17 protein-coding genes are annotated in these 14808 nt (G+C 67.8%); 12 read left to right on the forward strand and 5 right to left on the reverse strand.

Going from position 1 to position 14808, the window contains the following annotated elements; translation table 11 throughout:
* Positions 1-415: 415 nt before the first annotated feature.
* The 7 genes from ACP7AB_RS03525 to trmB all read left to right on the forward strand — a co-directional run bounded on the left by ACP7AB_RS03525 (position 416) and on the right by trmB (position 4945).
* A complete protein-coding gene (locus tag ACP7AB_RS03525) occupies positions 416-1153 on the forward strand; it encodes a carbonic anhydrase (RefSeq protein WP_425990465.1) in 738 nt (245 codons plus the stop codon).
* Positions 1154-1252: 99 nt separating this feature from the next.
* Complete coding sequence (gene metK, locus ACP7AB_RS03530) at positions 1253-2452, forward strand: methionine adenosyltransferase (RefSeq protein ID WP_425990463.1); 1200 nt, start codon at positions 1253-1255, stop codon at positions 2450-2452.
* 66 nt (positions 2453-2518) lie between these two features.
* Positions 2519-2887: a hypothetical protein gene (locus ACP7AB_RS03535; protein WP_425990461.1), complete on the forward strand. Its 369-nt coding sequence runs from the start codon at positions 2519-2521 to the stop codon at positions 2885-2887.
* Between the two features lie 14 nt (positions 2888-2901).
* Positions 2902-3270, forward strand: a complete 369-nt coding sequence (locus tag ACP7AB_RS03540) for a hypothetical protein (RefSeq protein ID WP_425990459.1) — start codon at positions 2902-2904, stop codon at positions 3268-3270.
* Between the two features lie 38 nt (positions 3271-3308).
* Positions 3309-3713 (forward strand): hypothetical protein, encoded by a 405-nt coding sequence (locus tag ACP7AB_RS03545; protein WP_425990457.1) that lies wholly within the window; start codon positions 3309-3311, stop codon positions 3711-3713.
* A 118-nt stretch (positions 3714-3831) separates the two neighbouring features.
* Positions 3832-4197 (forward strand): hypothetical protein, encoded by a 366-nt coding sequence (locus tag ACP7AB_RS03550; protein WP_425990455.1) that lies wholly within the window; start codon positions 3832-3834, stop codon positions 4195-4197.
* Between the two features lie 46 nt (positions 4198-4243).
* Complete coding sequence (trmB, locus tag ACP7AB_RS03555) at positions 4244-4945, forward strand: tRNA (guanosine(46)-N7)-methyltransferase TrmB (protein WP_425990453.1); 702 nt, start codon at positions 4244-4246, stop codon at positions 4943-4945.
* A gap of 104 nt (positions 4946-5049) precedes the next feature.
* Here trmB and dapB read toward each other — a convergent pair whose 3' ends face one another.
* The 3 genes from dapB to dnaK form a co-directional block, all read right to left on the reverse strand.
* Positions 5050-5799, reverse strand: coding sequence for a 4-hydroxy-tetrahydrodipicolinate reductase (gene dapB / locus ACP7AB_RS03560; RefSeq protein WP_425990451.1), 750 nt, complete (start codon positions 5797-5799; stop codon positions 5050-5052).
* Positions 5800-5821: 22 nt separating this feature from the next.
* Complete coding sequence (gene dnaJ, locus ACP7AB_RS03565) at positions 5822-7015, reverse strand: molecular chaperone DnaJ (RefSeq protein WP_425990449.1); 1194 nt, start codon at positions 7013-7015, stop codon at positions 5822-5824.
* 162 nt (positions 7016-7177) lie between these two features.
* Positions 7178-9079 (reverse strand): molecular chaperone DnaK, encoded by a 1902-nt coding sequence (dnaK, locus tag ACP7AB_RS03570; RefSeq protein ID WP_425990447.1) that lies wholly within the window; start codon positions 9077-9079, stop codon positions 7178-7180.
* Between the two features lie 319 nt (positions 9080-9398).
* Here dnaK and ACP7AB_RS03575 point away from each other — a divergent pair, with 319 nt between their 5' ends.
* The 3 genes from ACP7AB_RS03575 (at position 9399) to ACP7AB_RS03585 (ending at position 11402) form a co-directional block, all read left to right on the forward strand.
* Positions 9399-9812: a hypothetical protein gene (locus ACP7AB_RS03575; protein ID WP_425990445.1), complete on the forward strand. Its 414-nt coding sequence runs from the start codon at positions 9399-9401 to the stop codon at positions 9810-9812.
* A gap of 9 nt (positions 9813-9821) precedes the next feature.
* Entirely contained in the window at positions 9822-10427 is a 606-nt protein-coding gene (locus ACP7AB_RS03580) for an alpha-ketoglutarate-dependent dioxygenase AlkB family protein (protein WP_425990443.1), read from the forward strand.
* Positions 10428-10502: 75 nt separating this feature from the next.
* Positions 10503-11402, forward strand: a complete 900-nt coding sequence (locus ACP7AB_RS03585) for a dienelactone hydrolase family protein (protein WP_426046100.1) — start codon at positions 10503-10505, stop codon at positions 11400-11402.
* A gap of 134 nt (positions 11403-11536) precedes the next feature.
* Here the strand turns inward: ACP7AB_RS03585 and grpE are convergent, their stop codons facing one another.
* A complete protein-coding gene (grpE, locus tag ACP7AB_RS03590; protein ID WP_425990439.1) occupies positions 11537-12166 on the reverse strand; it encodes a nucleotide exchange factor GrpE in 630 nt (209 codons plus the stop codon).
* A complete protein-coding gene (gene hrcA, locus ACP7AB_RS03595; RefSeq protein ID WP_303696265.1) occupies positions 12163-13227 on the reverse strand; it encodes a heat-inducible transcriptional repressor HrcA in 1065 nt (354 codons plus the stop codon). Before hrcA ends, grpE begins: the two co-directional genes overlap by 4 nt.
* A 134-nt stretch (positions 13228-13361) precedes the next feature.
* Between hrcA and rph the strand changes: the two genes are divergently transcribed.
* The gene (gene rph / locus ACP7AB_RS03600) at positions 13362-14096 is read left to right on the forward strand and encodes a ribonuclease PH (RefSeq protein ID WP_303696152.1); all 735 of its coding nucleotides are present in this window, start codon (positions 13362-13364) and stop codon (positions 14094-14096) included.
* Between the two features lie 309 nt (positions 14097-14405).
* Positions 14406-14792 carry a hypothetical protein gene (locus tag ACP7AB_RS03605; RefSeq protein ID WP_425990436.1) on the forward strand — a complete coding sequence of 129 codons (387 nt, stop codon included), beginning with the start codon at positions 14406-14408 and terminating at the stop codon, positions 14790-14792.
* The last annotated feature ends 16 nt before the right edge of the window (positions 14793-14808 follow it).

The raw sequence follows: 14808 nt of genomic DNA on the forward strand, positions 1-14808 counted from the left end.
ATTCGTCCTGGCGACAAACGCTCAACCACCGCTCAGAACGGCGGGCCCATTGGGTGTCTGAGATGGTCGAGGGCCGACTGCGGCACCACGCCGATACGCCACCTTCAAGCCCTACCGCCGCCGTCGTTCGCAGGTATAGCGCAGGTCGGATTTATGGACGCGCCCACCGGAAGGCGCCGCAGCTCAGGAGAGTTGGAAACACCCCCTTCGGCCAGACTGGGAAGGGGGTGGGTCGGCCGACTTTCGAAGCCGCCGGCAGCCCTTCAAACCCATGCCAGCACTGGATTTGACCGGTCGGCTTGACTAGATTTCGTAATGCGGGGGTCAGGTGTTCGAGTCACCTAAGCGGCACCATTCTCTCGCTGTATCGCCGTTCGCCCAGTAGGGTTCGGCGCGAACAGCGGGGGGCTTGATCATGCGGTTTCACATCATCCTGACGGCGGCGCTCACGCTCGCCGTTCCGGTCTCGGCGCAGGAACACCCGCCCCATGCCCGGACCTGGACCTATGGCGGGCCGACCGGTCCCGAGCGCTGGTCCGAACTGGAGCCGGCCAACGCCGCATGCGCCGCGGGACAACAGGAAAGCCCCATTGATCTGAACGGGGCGATCACAGCCGATCTGGGCGTGCTGGACATCGACTGGTCGCCCATGCCCGCCGCCGCTCGCGATACCGGTCACGCGATCCAGCTGGACGCCCCCGAAGGGTCGACCATGGCGGTGGGCGGACAGACCTATCGCCTGTTACAATTCCATGTGCACCAGCCGGCGGAGCACCTGCTGGACGGTCGGCGCTTCCCGCTGGAGATCCATTTCGTGCACGCCGGACCGGACGGCGTTCTCGGTGTGCTGGGCGTCTTCGCCGGGGTCGGCGCGACCAGCGCCCCGCTTCAGGCCGTCATCGACAGCCTGGGCGCCCCGACGGCCGGACCCGCGCTGGACCCGAACGGCTTGCTGCCCACCGGCCGCGACTTCTTCCGATATGAAGGCTCCCTCACCACCCCGCCGTGCAGCGAGACGGTGGATTGGGTCGTTCTGAGCGACTCCATCACCGCGTCGCAAGACCAGATCGATGCTTTCGAGCGACTGCATCCTGGCAATACCCGCCCGGTCCAGCCGCTGTACCGCCGCTTCCTGCTGCGTTCCGGACACTGAACGGCGCGACCGCCAGCCGTCCTCACTTGCTCATATAAGCATATCTTTATATGTCTCCGGCCAACCCCGCCCGCACAGGGCTGCTCGGAGCGATCCCCTTTGTCCCGTTCTTCCTTCCTCTTCACCTCGGAAAGCGTTTCCGAGGGCCACCCCGACAAGGTCGCCGACCGTATCTCGGACACGGTTGTGGACCTGTTCCTGTCCAAGGACCCCTATGCCCGCGTGGCGTGCGAGACCCTGACGACGACGAACCTGGTGGTGCTGGCCGGCGAGATCCGGGGCCAGGGAATCATGGACACCGACGGGAACTGGGCCCCCGGCGTCGAGGCCGAGATCGAGGCCGCCGTCCGCGCCGCCGTCAAGGACATCGGCTATGAGCAGGACGGCTTCCACTGGGACAGGTTCGAGTTCATCAACCGCCTGCACGGCCAGTCGGCCGACATCGCCGTCGGCGTCGACGCCGCCGGCAACAAGGACGAGGGCGCGGGCGACCAGGGCATCATGTTCGGCTACGCCTCGAACGAGACGCCCGAGCTGATGCCGGCCACCCTGCAGTACAGCCACAACATCCTGAAGCGCCTGGCCGAGGTCCGCCATGGCGGCGACACCCGCCTGGAGCCCGACGCCAAGTCGCAGGTCACCATCCAGTACGTGGACGGCAAGCCCGTCCGCGCCACCTCCATCGTCCTGTCGACCCAGCACGCCGCCGGCCTGTCGTCGGAACAGGTGGCCGAAATCGTAAAGCCCTACATCCTCGAAGTGCTGCCGGAAGGCTTCACCGACGAGAACACCGTCTGGCACATCAATCCGACCGGCATCTTCGAGATCGGCGGACCGGACGGCGACGCCGGCGTGACCGGCCGCAAGATCATCGTCGACACCTACGGCGGCGCGGCGCCCCACGGCGGCGGCGCCTTCTCCGGCAAGGACCCGACCAAGGTCGACCGTTCGGCCGCCTACGCCTGCCGCTACCTGGCGAAGAACGTCGTGGCCGCGGGCCTCGCCGACCGCTGCACCATCCAGATCTCCTACGCCATCGGCGTGGCAAAGCCCCAGTCGATCCACGTGGACCTGCACGGCACCGGCAAGGGTTCGGTCACCGAGGCCGTGCTGGAGGACAAGATCCTGGGTCTGATCGGCGGCGCCACACCGCGCGCGATCCGCGAGCACCTGGGCCTGAACAAGCCGATCTACGCCCGCACCTCCGCCTACGGCCACTTCGGCCGCACGCCGGACGCGGACGGTGGCTTCAGCTGGGAAAAGACCGACCTGGTCGACCAGTTGACGGCCCTGGCCTGAGTTCAAACCCCGCTTGACGTTTTCCGGTTGAAGGGTCTCAATGGCCTTTCAACCGGAGGATTTCCTGTGAAGCCTTTTCTCGTTGCCGCCGGCTTCGCCCTGATGGCCGCGCCCCTGTCGCCGGCCATGGCACAGGACGGCCAGACCTCGGCGGCCGCGAACCAGATCGCAGCGACCCAGAGTCTAAACGACTGGCGGTCCGGTTTTGATCGGCGTCGGATGGGCGTCGGAACCTATCTGGACCTCGTTCAGACGAACTATCTGGAAAGCCGCAATCCGCGTCGCGTCCGACGGGCCGAGACGGCGGCGGCCCTGGTCAATGCGGGCGACTGCCGCGGCGCCAAGGCCGTCGCCGCGGGCGACAACGATCGTCGCCTCCTGGCCCGACTGGACGATGTGTGCGGTCGGGGCGACATCCTGGCCGCCGTGGACTGATGCGGGGCGAGACGATGGTTCCCGGTCTGGCCGCTGTCCTGCTCGCCGCCTCGACTCTTTCCTCGGGGTCGGCCGACATCCTCCAGTCCGCGCCGATGGTGGCGCGTGGAGCGCTCGATGCGCAGCAGGCCTATGCCGAACGCCTGCAGCGGATGGCGCTGGACGGACCGACCGAGCGCGAAGCCGCCGGCGACCCCGATCAGAACCCCCGCCGGGCCCGCCGGGCCCAGGCCGCCGCCGCCATGATTAACGCCGGCGACTGCGCGGGCGCGCTGGCTCTGGCCGAACGTGACCGGGACCGCCGGCTCGCCGCGCGGATCTCCCTGGTTTGCGGCGAAGTCACGGTCTCGACGCCCGCCGACGCGCCAGAGGCTCACAACTGACGACCACGACGTTCTCGCCGAACATTCGGAGGCTCGACGTGAAACTGCTGATGCTCACGGTTCTCGCCGCATTCCCGACAGCGGCCCTGGCGCAGGTCCCGGCGATCGCCCCGCCATATCATCCAGCGACCGACAACCCGCAGGTCAGCCAAGCCTTCGCCCGAACCGCCGCCTTGAATAGCGCGGCGATGGCGGGTGAGGCGTTCAACAGTGACTTCAACATCGCCTATCTGGACCGCCAGATGGCGTATTGGCGCGAAACCCATAACCCGCGCCGCATTCGAAGGGCCGAAGCAGCGGCGGAGCTGATCAACAACGGCGACTTCGACGGCGCCAAGGCACTGGCCGTACCGGACCGGGATGAGCGTTTGACCGCCCGGATCAAACAGGTCTGCACCCTGATCAACGTCTCCGACCCCGTCGCTGCCGCTTCGGGCAGCTAGGCCGCCCCAACAACAATGACTGTTTCTGACCCGCGCTGTCTGAACCGTTGACGCGGCCCCGCCCTTGCAAGCATGTCGCATCAGGCTCGGCGATGTGCGCCCGGTCGGGGGAACGACTATGAAAACCATCATGATCGGCGCCATGAGCGCCCTCGCTCTGCTGTGCGGCGCCGCTCCGGCCTCGGCCGCTCCGGTCCAGGACGGCGACTACTACACCTTCACCCTGGTCAACGGCACGCCCTGGACCATCCTGACCTTCCAGACCGGCGAGCCGAACGGCACCTACAGCCAGGACTGGATGCCGCAGCGCGTCCTGGAAGCCGGCGACGACGTGGCTATGCGCTTCTACGATTCCGAAGACGCCTGCGAATACTACGTCAAGATCGTCTTCGAGGACGGCGACGCCTGGCAGCAGAAGCTGGACTTCTGCGAGCTGGAGTACGTCGTGGTCAACCAGGACGGGACCATCGAAGGCATCGAATAGGCCTCAGCGCCTTTCAACGGTCGTCGTCGCGGGCTACAGGCGCGCGATGACGTCCGATCCTTCCGCCCGCTCGCCTGACGCCCCGCTCCGTTCCTTCGGACGGATCAAGTCGCGGGCGATCAAGCCGCGCCAGGCGGCTCTGTTCGATACATTGATGCCCGCGGTGAAGCTCCCGGATCCGGCGGCGGGACCGATCGACGTTTCCGCACTGATGCCGGGCGCCGAAGAGGTGTGGCTTGAGATCGGGTTTGGCGGTGGCGAGCACCTCGCCGTCCAGGCCGCGCGCAACCCGTCCGCCCTGATGATCGGCTGCGAGCCCTTCCTCAACGGTGTCGCCTCGGCGCTGCGGCATATCGAGGAAGGGGACCTCAAGAACGTTCGCCTGCACGCCGATGACGCGCGAGCCGTGGTCCAGGCCTTGCCGGACAGATCGCTGGACCGGATCATGATCCTGTTCCCCGATCCCTGGCACAAGGCGCGCCACAACAAGCGCCGTCTGATCCAGCCGGCCTTCGCCGCCGAACTCGCGCGCAAGCTCAAGCCCGGCGGTCGCCTGCGCTTCGTCACGGACTGGAAGGACTACGCCGGCTGGGCGCTTGAGCGGTTCCTGGCCACGCCAGGCCTGGTCTGGCTGGCCGGCGAAACGGCGGACTGGAAGGTCGCGCCGGAAGATCACGTCGTGACCCGCTACGAGGAAAAACGCCTCGGCGACACCGACCCTCTGTTCCTGGAATTCGAGCGGGTCTGACCCGCCCGGCCGCGCACCGACCGCGCTCAAGCAGCGAGGCGGAGCCTGTCCACCGGCCGATCAATGATCGGACCGGGGGGCGCGGCGAGCGGTAGCGCCCTAAATCATGCCTGCCTGAAGCCCAACACATCCTGCATGTCGTAGAGTCCCGGCCCGCGCGTCCGCACCCAGGCGGCGGCGGCGACCGCGCCCTTGGCGAACAGGGACCGGTCGATGGCCGAGTGGCTCAGGGTCAGGACCTCGTCATCCGAGGCGAACAGCACCGTGTGTTCCCCGACGAGGCCGCCGGCGCGGATCGAGGAGAAGCCGATGGTCCCGGTCTTCCGTTCCTCGGAGATGCCGTCGTAGGGCGCGCTGCGCAACTCCGACAGGTCATGACCGCGACCGCGCGCGGCAGCCTCGCCCAGCATCAGGGCGGTGCCGGACGGGGCATCGATCTTCTTCCTGTGATGGGCCTCGGTGATCTCGATGTCCCAGTCGCGGGCGTCCAGCCGCAAGGCCGCATGCTCGACCAGGCCGATCAGGATGTTGACGCCGAGCGAGAAGTTGCCGCTGCGCACGATGGCGAACTTTTCAGCCGCAGCCTGCAGGGCCGCGTCCTGCTCGGGAGTGAAGCCGGTCGAGCCGATGACGAGGGCTGGACCGCCGCGCTCGGCGCAGGTCTGGGCCAGGGCGACCGAGGCCTCGGCGGTCGAGAAGTCGATGACCACGTCGCAAAGACTCAGGTCCGGCGTCTCGCCCCAGTCGAAACGGACCGAAACCATGACGTCCTCGCGCGCGTCCAGGGCCTGGGACACGGCCCGACCCATCCGGCCGCGCGCGCCGGAAATCCCGACGTGAAACAGTTCGCTCAAGACGAGGCCCCTCCGGCGCAATTCACTGGGCGTTCTCGCGCGCCGACCTGGCGTCTTCTTCCGAGCCGAGGATGTCGGCCCAGAACCGCTTGGCCTTGCCGGCGAAGGTCGAGTTTCGCGGATTCTGGCTGTCGCCGAACGAAGCGGCCAGTTCCTGCATCAGTTCTTTCTGACGCGCGGTCAGGTCGGTCGGCGTCTCGACGAACAGCTCGACCACCAGGTCGCCGCGCTGGCGGCCGTTCAGATGGGGCATGCCCTTGCCGCGGATGCGGACCGTCTTGCCGGTCTGGGCACCGGCGGGGACGCTGACCGGGGCCTTGCACTGGCCGTCGCAGGCCTCGGACACCAGGCAGGGGGCATCGATCTCGCCGCCCAGGGCCGCGACCGTCATCGACACCGGCACGGTGCACAGCAGATCCAGGTTGTCGCGCTCGAACAGATCGTGCGGCGCTACCGACAGGAAGACATAGAGGTCGCCGCGCGGGCCGCCGCGCGTCCCGGCATCACCCTCGCCCGACAGGCGGATGCGCGAGCCGTCATCCACGCCGGCCGGAACCTTCAGCGACAGTTTGCGTGTCTTCCGCACCTGGCCGTGGCCGTGGCAGGTCCCGCAGGTGTCGGCCGCCGACAGGCGCTGGCCCTGGCCGCCGCAGGAGGGGCAGGTGCGTTCGACCTGGAAAAAGCCGTTGGCCTGACGCACGCGTCCCGCACCCTGGCAGGTCGAGCAGGTCGTCGGCTTGGCGCCGTTCCTGGCGCCCGAACCCTCGCAGGTCTCGCACGCCGCGGTCGTCGGCACGGAGATTTCCACCTCGGCGCCCTGATAGGCCTGCTCCAGGGTGATCTCGAGGTCGTAGCGCAGGTCCGACCCGCGACGCGGGCCGTTCGACTGGCGCCGCCCGCCACCGCCGAAGACGTCGCCGAACGCGTCGCCGAAGACCTGGGAAAAGATGTCGTTGACGTCGTGGAAGCCCTGCTGGCCCCCGCCGCCTCCGCCGTTCACGCCCGCATGGCCGAACCGGTCATAGGCGGCGCGCTTCTGGTCGTCCGACAGGACCGTATAGGCCTCGGAGACTTCCTTGAACCTGGCCATGGACTCTTCGGAACCGCCGTTGCGGTCCGGGTGGTGCTCCATCGCCAGCTTGCGATAGGCAGACTTCAGGCCGGCGGCGTCGATGGTCCGCTCGACCGACAGCACCTCATAATAATCACGCGCCATGCGCAGACGTCCTCAAACCAACCCCTGACAATCCGATCACGTCTCTTTTCAGAGCGTGCAAGCGGAATGGCGGCCCACGCAAGACATGGGCGCCGGGTGCGGTGATGCAAGTTTCATGAAAGCCACGGTCCTCCCCTGGATCGCAGGGGAGGACCACGACGCTTAGGCGCTTTTCTTCTCTTCGTCGTCGCCCGAGACTTCCTCGAACTCCGCGTCGACAACGCCGTCGTCGGCGGGCGCGTCGTCACCGGACTGACCGGCGCTCTGGGCGTACATCGCCTCGCCCAGCTTCATCGAAGCCTGAACGAGCGTGTTCGTCTTGGTCCGGATATCTTCCGAATCGGCGCCGTCGCGAGCCGTCTTCAGTTCCGCCAGACCGGTCTCGATCGCCGCCTTTTCGTCGGCGCCGACCTTGTCGCCGTGTTCGGTCATGGCCTTCTCGGTCGAGTTGATCAGGCTGTCGGCGGCGTTCTGGGCCTCGACCAGGTCCTTGCGGATCTTGTCGGTGGCGGCGTTGGCCTCGGCTTCCTTGACCATCTTGTCGATGTCAGCGTCCGACAGGCCGCCGTTCGCCTGGATCCGGATCGACTGTTCCTTGTTGGTCGCCTTGTCCTTGGCCGAGACGTTGACGATGCCGTTGGCGTCGATGTCGAAGGCGACCTCAATCTGCGGCATGCCGCGCGGCGAGGGCGGAATGCCCATGAGGTCAAACTGACCCAGCATCTTGTTGTCCTGGGCCATCGGACGCTCGCCCTGGAAGACCCGGATGGTCACGGCCGACTGGTTGTCGTCGGCGGTGGAGAACACCTGCGACTTCTTGGTCGGGATGGTCGTGTTGCGCTCGATCAGCGGGGTGAAGACGCCGCCCAGGGTCTCGATGCCCAGGGTCAGCGGGGTCACGTCCAGCAGCAGCACATCCTTGACGTCGCCTTGCAGAACGCCGGCCTGAACGGCGGCGCCCAGGGCCACGACCTCGTCAGGGTTCACACCCTTGTGCGGCTCCTTGCCGAAGAAGGCCTTCACGGCCTCCTGCACCTTGGGCATGCGGGTCATGCCGCCGACCAGAACCACTTCGTCGATGTCCGAGGCCTTGAGGCCCGCGTCCTTCAGTGCCTTGGCGCAGGGCTCGATCGTGCGCTGGATCAGGTCGTCGACCAGGGCTTCCAGCTTGGCGCGCGACAGCTTGATGTTCAGGTGCAGCGGGCCCGAGGCGTTCATGGTGATGAACGGCAGGTTGACCTCGTACTGGGTCACCGAGCTGAGTTCCTTCTTGGCCTTCTCGGCTTCCTCGCGAAGGCGCTGCAGGGCCAGCTTGTCCTGGCGCAGGTCGACGCCCTGTTCCTTCTTGAACTCGTCGGCCAGGTAGTCGGCCAGACGGACGTCGAAGTCCTCGCCGCCCAGGAAGGTGTCGCCGTTGGTCGACTTCACCTCGAAGACGCCGTCGCCGATCTCCAGGATCGAGACGTCGAAGGTGCCGCCGCCGAGGTCATAGACGGCGATCTTCTGGCCGTCGTTCTTGTCCAGGCCATAGGCCAGGGCCGCTGCGGTCGGTTCGTTGATGATGCGCAGGACTTCGAGACCGGCGATCTTGCCGGCGTCCTTGGTCGCCTGACGCTGCGAGTCGTTGAAGTAGGCAGGAACCGTGATGACTGCCTGGGTGACCTTCTCGCCCAGATAGGCCTCGGCGGCCTCCTTCATCTTGATCAGGGTGAAGGCCGAGATCTGCTGCGGCGAGTAGTCCTTGCCGTTGGCGCGCACCCAGGCGTCGCCGGTCGGACCCTTGACGATCTCATAGGGCACCATGGCCTTGTCCTTGGCCACGACGGGGTCGTCGAAACTGCGGCCGATCAGGCGCTTGATGGCGAAGAAGGTGTTGGCGGGGTTGGTCACCGCCTGACGACGGGCGGGCTGGCCGACCAGGGTCTCGCCGCCGTCCTGGATCGCGACCACTGACGGGGTGGTGCGGTTGCCTTCGGCGTTTTCGATCACCTTGGGGTTCTTGCCGTCCATGACGGCCACGCACGAATTGGTGGTGCCGAGGTCGATACCGATAATCTTGGCCATGAGCCTGTCTTTTCTCCGTCTGGCGGGCGATGCGGCGGCCTTATCAGAAAGCGCCGCGCGTGACCGCCCCCGTTTTGTTTGCGCCGCCTCTCGGGGGCGAGAGCGCGGCAGGTTGTGTGTTTTTCCGTGAAACCCCACGGATTGCGGGGTCTCTCGGGCTGGTCGGGATATGGGAAAGTCGTCATGCCCCGCAAGGGCTTGTTTCAGGACGAGGCCCGAATCAGGCGGAGTCAGGGGTCATCAGGTGCGTTCAGGCTCCCGTTCGGGCACTGTTGGGCCTGATTGCGGGTCACGGGCCCGCCAGTTTCAGGTCCCGATGATGCGCTCCCCGCCTCGCAAGCCTCGCCGGTTCACACCAGCCCTGATCCTGGGCCTGACACTGCTTGGACTGTCGGGCGCCCAGGCGACGGCGGAATCGGCGTCGAAGCGGGTCGCGACGGTCCATGCGGTCGCTCCGGCGCGTCCATCGCAGGACGCCTACAATCGCGATGTCCGCATCCATAACCAGACCGGCTGGTCGATGACCTATCTCTACGCCTCGTCGGGCGGGGACTGGGGCGACGACCTGCTGGGTTCCGGCACCCTGTCGCCGGGCGAGAGCGTGGTGGTGACCATCGACGACGGCTCCGGCGCCTGCCGCTACTCGCTGCGCGCAGAGTTCGACAACGGCCAGAGCCTGCAACGCAGCGGTATCAACGCCTGCCAGGTCGCGGACTATTACTTCACGCGCTAGACGAGGGCGATGGAGCCCTTCCCCGACCTCCCCGGATTTCACTACTGGCCCGGCCGATTGCACGAGGCCGCGCAGGCCTCCCTGCTGGCCGAAATCGACACCGCCATGGCCATCGCGCCCCCCTATCGACCGGTGACCCCGGGCGGAAAGCCGTTCTCGGTCAGGATGAGCAATCTTGGCGCGCTCGGCTGGGTCTCGGACCGTGCCGGCTACCGCTACCAGCCGACCCATCCCGCGACCGGCGCGCCCTGGCCGCCGATTCCGCCCGTCCTTCTGAACCTGTGGGCCGACCTGACCGGCTGGCCCGGGCCGCCCGACGCCTGCCTGATCAACCTCTACCGCGAGGACGCCCGCATGGGGCTGCATCAGGACAGGGACGAGGCCGACCTCGACGCCCCGGTCCTGTCGGTGTCGCTGGGGGACACCGCCGTCTTCCGCATTGGCCCCGCGGGCAAGGGGCCGACCCGGTCGTTGAAACTGGCCTCCGGCGACGTCTGCGCCCTGACCGGCCCCGCTCGACTGGCGCGCCACGGGATCGATCGGCTGCTGGCGGGCTCGTCGCGGCTGATGCCCGGCGGCGGGCGGATCAACCTGACCCTTCGCCGGGCGGCGTAAGGTCACAGGGCGGTGACTCGACGGAACCGCGCGGTCTCGTCACAGTCGGCGACCAAAATCCCGGAGGAAGCGCCCATGACCGTCCTGATCCGCCCCGAAGGCCAGACCGCCGACGATTTCCGGTTCTCGCGCCGATCCCTCGGCGGGCTGACGGCGGGGGCCATGTTCACCGGCTATGCGGTCGCCGCCCTGGCCCAGGAAGCCCAGCCGATCACGACCGACTCCGAGGGCCTGGCGACCGGGATGGTCTCCTATCCCTCCGCAGACGGCTTCGACCTGCCGGCCTATGTCGCCCGCCCCGAAGGCGACAGCCCCTTCCCCGTTGTGATCGTGGTGTCGGAGATCTTCGGCCTGCACGCCTATATCCAGGACGTCTGCCGCCGCCTGGCCAAGGCCGGTTACGTCGCCATCGCCCCGGCCTTCTTCGTCCGCGTCGAGGACCCGGCCCCGCTCGCCGATATGCAGCGCATCCAGGCCATCGTCGGCGCCGCCGGCTACGAACAGGTCATGGGCGACATCAACGCCACCCTCGAATGGGCCTCGGGCCAGCTATGGGCGAATGTCGACAAGGTCGGGATCACCGGCTTCTGCTGGGGCGGCAAGGTCGTCTGGCAGGCCGCGGCCCGCTTCGCCGCCATCGACGCCGGCGTCGCCTGGTACGGCCGTCTGGCCCCCTCGCCAACGGCCACGCCGGAACAGGTCGCCGCGGGCCAGCCCTTCCCGGTCGATCTGGCCGACAACCTGAAGGGCGTCGTCATCGGCAACTACGGCGGCCAGGACCAGGGCATCCCCAACGACACCGTCGCCGCCATGCAGGCGGCGCTGGAGGCCGCGGGCGCGACCGAGAGCGGCATCAAACTCTATCCCGACGCCCCGCACGGCTTCCACGCCGACTACCGGGCCTCCTATCGCGCGACCGAGGCCGCCGACGGTTGGGCCCGACTGCTGGCCTTGTTCGAGGCGAAGCTGAAGTAGAACTCCTCCCCCATCGGGGGAGGGGGACCGCGGAGCGGTGGAGGGGGCCGGCCGCAGACGCCGCGTCTGAACCGAGCCCCCTCCGTCTCTACGCTTCGCTTCGAGCCACCTCCCCCATCGGGGGAGGACCGGGATTACGCCTTGCCGTCGAACGTCCCGCCGTTCGCGTCCGGCGCCGAGCCATAGGGGTTGCCGCCTTGCGGACCTGAGCCCTTGGCCGCGACGACGACCATGGCCGGACGCACGGTGCGGCCGAACAGTTCGTAGCCGGCCTGCATGGTCACGAGGATGCTGCCGCCCGGAACCTCGGCCGAGGGCTGTTCCATCATGGCCTGGTGCAGGTGCGGGTCGAAAGCCTCGCCCGGCCCCGGCGCGACGCGCTTCAGCCCGTTGGTCTCGAAGGCCTGCAGCAGGGACTTCTGCGTCAGCTCCAGACCGGTCACCAGACCGGCCTCGCCGGCGTCGGCGTCCTTGGGCGCAGCCATCAGGGCGCGCTCCAGATTGTCGGCCACGCCCAGCAGGTCCTTGGCGAAGCGCTGGATCGCGAAGGCCCGGGCGTCATTCATCTGGGTCTCGGTGCGGCGTTTGACGTTGTCCGCCTCAGCCGCCGCCCGCATGGCGCGGTCCTTCCACTGGTCGCGCTCGGCGATCATGGCGTCCAGCGGGCGCAGATCGTCCGCCGGGCCAGAGTCCAGACCTGCCTCGGCGTTGGCCAGGGCTTCGTCCAGCTCGGCATCGTAGTTCGGGTCTTGGGTATCGGTCACGTGTCTTGTCCGTCCAGGATGCGCCCCAGAACCCGCGCGGTGTAGTCCACCAACGGGATGATGCGGGCATAGTTCAGTCTTGCGGGTCCGATCACGCCGATGGCGCCCAGAACCCGTTGTCGGCCCGTCATATAGGGCGCCGCGACGACGGCGGAACCCGAAAGCGAAAACAGTCGCGTTTCCGCCCCGATAAAAATCCGCACCCCCTGCGCGGCATCGACTCCGTCGAGCAGGCCGATCAGCTGTTCCTTCTGCTCCAGATCGTCGAACAGGATCCGGACCTTTTCCAGATCCTCGGCGGCGCCGGCGTCCTGCAACAGGTTGGCGCGCCCCCGCACGATCAACGACCGCTCCCGATCCGCCCCGCCCGACCAGGCCGCCAGCCCGTCCTCGACCAGACGGGCGGCGGCGGCGTCCAGCTCGCTGCGCGCGGCGGCCAGTTCCGCCCCCATCTCCAGCCGGGCCTCGGACAGGAGCCGGCCCTTCATGCGGGCCGAAAGGAAGTTCGACGCCTCTTGCAGGATCGACGGCGTCACGCCAGCGGCCAGCGGCATGAGTCGGTTCTCGACCGTCCCGTCGTCGGCGACCAGCACCGCCAGGGCCTGACCCGAGCCCAGGGCCACAAACTCCACGTGCTTGACGCCCGCGTCCCGCACCGGACTGGCGACGATGCCGGCCCCGCCCGCCAGACCCGACAGCAGGGCGGTGGCCTCGTTCAGCGCCTCCTCGAAGCCCTTGCCGCGACCGAGCAGACGGGCGTCGATCTCGCGTCGCTCCTCGGTCCCGACGTCGCCGATCTCCAGCAGTCCGTCCACGAACAGACGCAGACCGGCATGGGTCGGAATCCGCCCCGCCGAGGTGTGCGGCGCGGCCAGCAACCCCGCCAGCGTGAGATCCTGCATCGTGTTGCGGATCGAGGCGGGCGACAGATGCACCCCGCCTTTCGACACAGTTCGCGACCCCACCGGCTCCCCGGTCTCGAGATAGGTCTCGACCACACTCCTGAAGATATCCCGCGCCCGCTGGTCCAGCGCGGCCAAGCCGGCGTAGTGGGGCGTCATCAGGGGGCTGAGCGGCGGCCTCATGGGCGGCGACCCGATCGCACGGGGAGGTTGGGGGGATACAGGCTCACCCTTTCAGGATAAGCACCGCCGCTCGATACGCCAACGCAATACCGACCTTCAGGATACCCGTCATGCGCCCCTCCGAACGCACCCCAGACCAGCTCCGCGCCGTGACGCTGGAGACCGGCGTCAACCGCTACGCCGAGGGCTCCTGCCTGGTCTCGTTCGGCCATACCAAGGTCCTGGTCACCGCCTCGATCGAGGAAAAAGTGCCCGGCTGGATGCGCAACACCGGTCAGGGCTGGGTCACCGCCGAATACGGCATGCTGCCTCGCGCCACCCACACGCGCGGCAAGCGTGAGGCCGCCGCCGGCAAGCAGTCGGGCCGCACCCAGGAAATCCAGCGCCTGATCGGCCGCTCCCTGCGCGCCGTCGTCGACCTCAAGGCGCTGGGCGAGCGTCAGGTGCTGATCGACTGCGACGTCATCCAAGCCGACGGCGGCACCCGCACCGCCTCGATCACCGGCGCCTGGGTCGCGATGGCCTCGGCGCTCGGCTACCTGCGCGCCGAGGGCGTGCTGAAGGCCGATCCGATCCTCGATCAGGTGGCGGCCATTTCCTGCGGCATCTTCGCTGATACGCCCGTGGCCGACCTCGACTACGAGGAGGACTCCAACGCCGAGGCCGACGGCAATTTCGTCCTGACCGGCTCGGGAACCATTGTCGAGATCCAGGCGACCGGCGAGAAGCGCGGCTTCTCCCGCCCCGAATTCGACCGTCTTTTCGAACTGGCCGAGGCGGGCTGCAACGACCTGTTCAAGCTGCAGAAGGCCGCCGTGGACCAGGCCCTCGCCCGCCAGCGCTGAGTTTCCACTCCGGGTGTGAATTTATTCTTGTCCGCGCCTTGCGGATGCGCGGTCGCATCCCAGATTTGAGGGGTGGGGTCTTTGACAATCCAGCGCCGTTTCGTCCGCCCTGTCTGACAGCCCTGTCAGACAGCCCTCCGGGGAGTGACAGGGCTCGAAACAGCAACCTTTTGATGTTGCTCGGAAAGCCCAAAAGTCTCGTCCGTTTCATCCGTTTCGTCAGGGTGTTTTTCGCGGACGAAAACGGGCTTTCCAGCGACGGAGAACAGCGTCATCGTCGCGCCTTCAAGATCGCCCGGAGACGCCGCCATGGTTCGTGTGCCCGCCGCCCTCGCCCTTGCGTTCAGCCTGTCGCTCGCCGCCTGCGGCTCCCCCGAGACCGCACCCGTCGCCGAACAGGCCGCGACCGCCGAGCCCGCCGTCGAACAGACGCCGGTCATGCCCGACGACGCGCCGCCACAGGAAGAGGCCGGTGTTCCCGAGGGTGAGCTCCTGGGCGCCGCCGACCGCACCTGCACCGACTCCATCGGCGCGGCCGCCGCCGTCCGGCTGGCGGAGCGCTGCACCATGGTCAGCCCGGCCAGCCACCCGCCGTGCAATCCCGCCAACGCCTGCGCCCTGATCCAGGACGAGATCGACCGCTCCTGCGGCCAGTACGGTCCGGGCGAGGCCCGGCCTGCCGAGTGCTCGGCCTGATCCCATAGAAAAAGGC

It is taken from the genome of Brevundimonas sp. TWP3-1-2b1, from assembly GCF_049896165.1.
Taxonomy (GTDB): domain Bacteria; phylum Pseudomonadota; class Alphaproteobacteria; order Caulobacterales; family Caulobacteraceae; genus Brevundimonas; species Brevundimonas subvibrioides_B.

What these genes read in the sequence shown, in the direction of transcription:
- ACP7AB_RS03525 (WP_425990465.1), top strand. Translation starts at nt 416, where the DNA reads ATGCGGTTTCACATCATCCTGACGGCGGCGCTCACGCTCGCCGTTCCG.
- ACP7AB_RS03540 (WP_425990459.1), top strand. Translation starts at nt 2,902, where the DNA reads ATGGTTCCCGGTCTGGCCGCTGTCCTGCTCGCCGCCTCGACTCTTTCC.
- ACP7AB_RS03550 (WP_425990455.1), top strand. Translation starts at nt 3,832, where the DNA reads ATGAAAACCATCATGATCGGCGCCATGAGCGCCCTCGCTCTGCTGTGC.
- trmB (WP_425990453.1), top strand. Translation starts at nt 4,244, where the DNA reads ATGACGTCCGATCCTTCCGCCCGCTCGCCTGACGCCCCGCTCCGTTCC.
- dnaJ (WP_425990449.1), bottom strand. Translation starts at nt 7,015, where the DNA reads ATGGCGCGTGATTATTATGAGGTGCTGTCGGTCGAGCGGACCATCGAC.
- dnaK (WP_425990447.1), bottom strand. Translation starts at nt 9,079, where the DNA reads ATGGCCAAGATTATCGGTATCGACCTCGGCACCACCAATTCGTGCGTG.
- ACP7AB_RS03575 (WP_425990445.1), top strand. Translation starts at nt 9,399, where the DNA reads ATGCGCTCCCCGCCTCGCAAGCCTCGCCGGTTCACACCAGCCCTGATC.
- ACP7AB_RS03580 (WP_425990443.1), top strand. Translation starts at nt 9,822, where the DNA reads ATGGAGCCCTTCCCCGACCTCCCCGGATTTCACTACTGGCCCGGCCGA.
- ACP7AB_RS03585 (WP_426046100.1), top strand. Translation starts at nt 10,503, where the DNA reads ATGACCGTCCTGATCCGCCCCGAAGGCCAGACCGCCGACGATTTCCGG.
- hrcA (WP_303696265.1), bottom strand. Translation starts at nt 13,227, where the DNA reads ATGACGCCCCACTACGCCGGCTTGGCCGCGCTGGACCAGCGGGCGCGG.
- rph (WP_303696152.1), top strand. Translation starts at nt 13,362, where the DNA reads ATGCGCCCCTCCGAACGCACCCCAGACCAGCTCCGCGCCGTGACGCTG.
- ACP7AB_RS03605 (WP_425990436.1), top strand. Translation starts at nt 14,406, where the DNA reads ATGGTTCGTGTGCCCGCCGCCCTCGCCCTTGCGTTCAGCCTGTCGCTC.